General features: G+C 74.1%; 4 protein-coding genes and 1 pseudogene. 1 reads left to right on the top strand and 4 read right to left on the bottom strand.

Annotated elements, in window-relative coordinates:
- Window positions 1-97: 97 nt before the first annotated feature.
- The 4 genes from KBX53_RS24885 to KBX53_RS24870 all read right to left on the bottom strand — a co-directional run bounded on the left by KBX53_RS24885 (window position 98) and on the right by KBX53_RS24870 (window position 3,307).
- Window positions 98-1,246 carry a molybdopterin-dependent oxidoreductase gene (locus KBX53_RS24885; RefSeq protein WP_210861949.1) on the bottom strand — a complete coding sequence of 383 codons (1,149 nt, stop codon included), beginning with the start codon at window positions 1,244-1,246 and terminating at the stop codon, window positions 98-100.
- Window positions 1,243-1,857 carry a bifunctional 2-polyprenyl-6-hydroxyphenol methylase/3-demethylubiquinol 3-O-methyltransferase UbiG gene (locus KBX53_RS24880; RefSeq protein ID WP_036411219.1) on the bottom strand — a complete coding sequence of 205 codons (615 nt, stop codon included), beginning with the start codon at window positions 1,855-1,857 and terminating at the stop codon, window positions 1,243-1,245. The genes KBX53_RS24885 and KBX53_RS24880 overlap by 4 nt, the downstream gene beginning before the upstream one ends.
- Window positions 1,858-1,952: 95 nt before the next feature.
- The gene (locus KBX53_RS24875) at window positions 1,953-2,633 is read right to left on the bottom strand and encodes a DUF2064 domain-containing protein (RefSeq protein ID WP_210861947.1); all 681 of its coding nucleotides are present in this window, start codon (window positions 2,631-2,633) and stop codon (window positions 1,953-1,955) included.
- On the bottom strand, window positions 2,630-3,307 hold the full coding sequence (locus tag KBX53_RS24870) for a glycosyltransferase family 2 protein (RefSeq protein ID WP_030330775.1): 678 nt from the start codon (window positions 3,305-3,307) through the stop codon (window positions 2,630-2,632). Before KBX53_RS24870 ends, KBX53_RS24875 begins: the two co-directional genes overlap by 4 nt.
- Window positions 3,308-3,464: 157 nt before the next feature.
- Here KBX53_RS24870 and KBX53_RS24865 point away from each other — a divergent pair.
- Window positions 3,465-4,069 (top strand): annotated as a pseudogene (locus tag KBX53_RS24865) (hypothetical protein); the annotation flags it as partial.

Below are 4,069 nucleotides of genomic sequence, written 5' to 3'. Positions count from 1 at the left end.
AGCCACGGCAGGGCGGTGCCGAGCTGGGGGAGGAGCAGCCAACCGCCGTACGCCGTGGCCGCGGCGCCGAGCACGAACAGGAGCAGCCGGACGGCCCTCACCGCCACACCTCCAGCCGGGCCACCCACTTGGTCTGCAGGACGCCAGGGCGGCTCGGGGCGATGAGCCGGCAGGGGTAACCGTGGTCGGGGGAGAGTTGTTCGCCGTTGATTCTCAGCGCGAGCAGTGTCAGCGGGTCGCTGGCGTGGACGGCGGGGAGCGTGCTCGCCGCGTACAGGCCCTCGGTTTCCAGTGAGGTGAACCGAACCGGTCGGCCGGTGGGCGCGCCGGCCCACCGGAGCAACTGCACGACGGGCACGCCGGTCCAGTGGGCCGAGGCGCTCCAACCCTCGACGCAGGCGATCGGCAGGTGCGCCGTGCGTGGGGGCAGGGCCGCCAGCTCGGGCAGGGACACTGTGCGTCGTCCACCCGGCCAGACGATCTCCAGTCGCCAGTCCGGTGGAACGACGATGCGCGCGGCCGCCGCCGTCCGGTTGATCGGAACGCCCTGCGGCCCGGCGGCGGAGCGCCACGCCAACGGCGACACCCGACGCAGCCACGGCACGGTGACCCCGGCGGTGGCCAGCACGGCGATGCCGGCGGCCCCCGCCGACGTCCGCAGGAACGCGCGTCGCTCGACCGAGTCGTCAGGCCCGGGTGCCGGGGCACCGCGCCGCAGCGGCGTCTTCAGCGCCGCGCGGGCGACCGGAAGCTTCACCGCGACGTGCAGCAGCACCGCGCCCGCCACCAACCAGGCGACCGCGTAGTGCGCCGTCGGGAAGAAGAACCCCCACGGGTACGACTGGGCGACGTTGAACAGGCCGGTGACCAGTTCGAAGAACGCGGCGCACACCAGCACCAGGACGGAGATCCGTTCGAGGGCGTGGGCGGAGAGCCGGATCGGCTGGCGCACTGGCGGACGGACGAACAGTCGCGGGTAGACGCTCCACAGCTTGGCCAGCAGCAACGGGATCGCCGCGACACCGGAGAGCACGTGCACGCCCTGCGTGATCCGGTAGAGGTTGACCGGTCGGGTCGGCCAGCTGAACCAGCCCGGTGGGTGCTGGATGTAGTGGCTGAGCAGTCCGGTGCCGAAACACAGCCCGAACGCCACCCCGAGCCAGAGGCCGAGCCGGGCGGCGACCAGCGGGGAGTGTGACGACGCGGTGAAGTCCTCCGGCGCGGGGATGCGTGCTCGGCGGATCATGCGCGGGCCAGCTCGGCGAACCAGCGGGGGCCGCACCGGAAACGGTCCGCGACCCGCAGGCCGGCGGCGTCGGCGGTACGCGCCACCGCCTCCGCCCCGACCCGCGCCCACCGAAACGCCGACCCCCGCAGCTCCCGTTCACCGGAGCGCCCGGACAGGACGTACGCCTGTCCCCGCCACAGCCCGGCACCCGGGGGTTCCACCTCCACCATCAGTGTTCCGTCGGCCGCGATCAGGGCGCCGCAGCGGCGCAGCAGTCGGACCGGGTCACCACCGATGCCGATGTTGCCGTCGATGAGCAGGGCGTGTGCCCATCTCCCCTCGCCGGGCAGTGGCGCGAAGACGTCCCGGCGCAGGGCGATCACGCCCCGGCCCTGGGTGAGGCGTACCGCCTCGGCGGAGATGTCCACACCGAGGGCGACGAGACCTCGCTGGGCGAGCGCCCTGGTCAACCGGCCGGGGCCGCAGCCGAGATCGATCGTGGGTCCGGTGCAGCGGGCGGCGACGGACTCGACCGCCGGTTCGGGCGGGCCGTGCCAGCGCCGAACCGGCAACAGGTCACGCCGCCCGTCGGTGTGCACCAGCCAGTGCTCGGGTCGGGCCGCGGGCAGCGGGCCGACCGGGGTACCGCCCGGGTCACTGTCGGCGGGCCACCCGTCGGGCCGGCCCAGCGCCACGTCGAAACCGTCGAGGCTGATCGTCGCGTTCACCGGGGGCGTCCGCTCGTCAGGTGGCCGCCCACCGACCCGACGGCCTCCGCGAACCGGGTGCCGGGCAGGTCGGCCGCGACCGCCAGCGCTGCCGACCACTCGTCGACATCGCGCTGAACGGGCAGGATCGCCGGGTGCAGACCGCGCCCGCGCAGAGCGGTGAGGGTGCGGCGACCGGTGTCCGCCGTCGACATGGGAACCTCGCGCAACGCGCTCGCGTACGACGGGTCGCGCAGCCCGAGTGCCCACCAACCGCCGTCGAGCGCCGGCCCGAACACCGCCTCGTGCGTGGCGAGCCGCTGCAGCGCGGTGCTGAGCAGGGCCGGGCGGATCTGCGGCGTGTCCATGCCGATCTGCAGCACCGGTCGGCCGGGAAACGCCTCGGCGGTGTCGGCGTGGGCGTTCGCGAGGCGGTCGGCGAACGTGCCGCCGCGCTGGTCGAGCAGGTGCCAACCCCGCAACGCGGCGGTCAGTTCCGCGCCGTACTCGGCGTCGGCGAACCGACCGGTGTGGGCCAGCACGGGAATGGTCGACGCGGTGGCGCGCACCGCCGCGAGGGTGTCCAACAGCGACGCCGCCGCGACCCGGGCCGCCTGGGTGGGATCAGCGGGCGGGCAGAGGCGCGTCTTGGCCAGCCCGGCAACCGGTGCCTTCGCGACCACGAGCAGGACGTTCACCGGGCACCGCCGGCGTCCGCGCGCAGCACCCCGGCGAAGTCCCGGGTCGCCCGTAACGTGCCCCGGACCGACCCGGAGACCTTCGATCTGGTGCCGACGGCCCGGGGTGCGTACCCCACGTCCAGTTCGATGATCCGCCAGCCCGCCCCGGCCGCGCGGAGCAGCAGCTCCAAGGGGTAGCCGAACGCGCGGTCGTTGACGCCGAGCCCCAGCAGCGCCGCCCGGCGGGCCACCCGGATCGGGCTGATGTCGGACACCGGCACGCCACGACGCCGCAGCAGCGCGGCGACCAGCGCGTTCCCGGTGCGGGCATGCCACGGCCAGGCGTCCGCCGAGACCGGCCGACGCCGCCCGACGGCGAGATCGGCCCGACCGTCGAGCACCGCCGCGACGAGCCGGGGCAACTCGGCCGGATCGAACGAGCCGTCCGCGTCGAGCACGCAGACCAGCTCCGCCCGCGCCGCCAGCAGACCGGTGTGCACTGCCGCGCCGTACCCGCGTCGCGGTTCGTGGACAACCTGGGCGCCGTGCTCGGCGGCGACGGCCGGCGAACCGTCAGTGGAGCCGTTGTCGACCACGATGGCGCGGTAGCCGGACGGTAGCCCGCCCAGTACGGCAGGGAGCGCGGCCGCCTCGTCCAGACAGGGCAGCACCACGTCGATCGTTGTGTGCATACCGGCGACGCTAGGCCCGCCACGGGCGGTCCGGAGCGCTGTGGCTCCTTACGAATCGCTTACCCGCCAACGACTCCTTACGACTCTCTGACGTCTCGCCGTCTGGCTGTCGGTTGCCTGGTCGCAGGTCGTACCGTCGGCCGTCACCATGACCATGATGACCCGGCCGGGACGACCCCGGTCCGCCGACCTGATCGTCCTCGGTGCCGAGGTGGCACTGCTCGCCGTTGCCGTCTGCGTCGGCGCGCTGCTCAACCACCAGGGCGTACGGCTGCACGCCGACACGGCGCCGCTCTACGCCTCCTGGCAGCCGCACCTGGGGCCCGGCACCCCCGCCGCGCTGCTCGTCGCCGCGCTGGTCGTCTGGCGGGGCACGCGCTGGGCAACCGACCTGCCGTGGCATCGGCTGCTGGTCGTCGGCTACCTCGCCGCGGTGCTCTGGACGCTGTCGCTGGCCCTGGTGGACGGCTGGTCCGCGGGGTTGACCGAGCGGCTCACCGTGCAGGCCGAGTATCTGCACGAGGTGCCCGGGGTGACGGATGTCGGCGACCTGCTGTCCGGCTTCGCCGACCGGATCCTCGACTTCCAGCCCGACTCGTGGTCCACCCACACCGCCGGTCATCCACCGGGGGCGTTGCTGGTCTTCGTCTGGTTGGAGCGGGTCGGCCTGGGTGGCGGGACGGCGGCCGGGCTCGCCTGCGTGGTGCTCGGCGCCACTGTCGCCGTGACGGTTCCGGTGGCGTTGCGGGCGCTCGGTGTCGA

This window comes from Micromonospora sp. M51 (assembly GCF_018070305.1).
Classification (GTDB): Bacteria; Actinomycetota; Actinomycetes; order Mycobacteriales; family Micromonosporaceae; genus Micromonospora; species Micromonospora parva.
Note: the sequence above shows the minus strand (reverse complement) of the source record. Positions and strands in the feature narration are given on the sequence as shown.

Coding starts and splice junctions, on each gene's coding strand:
- KBX53_RS24885 (WP_210861949.1), bottom strand. CDS start 1,246: ATGATCCGCCGAGCACGCATCCCCGCGCCGGAGGACTTCACCGCGTCG.
- KBX53_RS24870 (WP_030330775.1), bottom strand. CDS start 3,307: ATGCACACAACGATCGACGTGGTGCTGCCCTGTCTGGACGAGGCGGCC.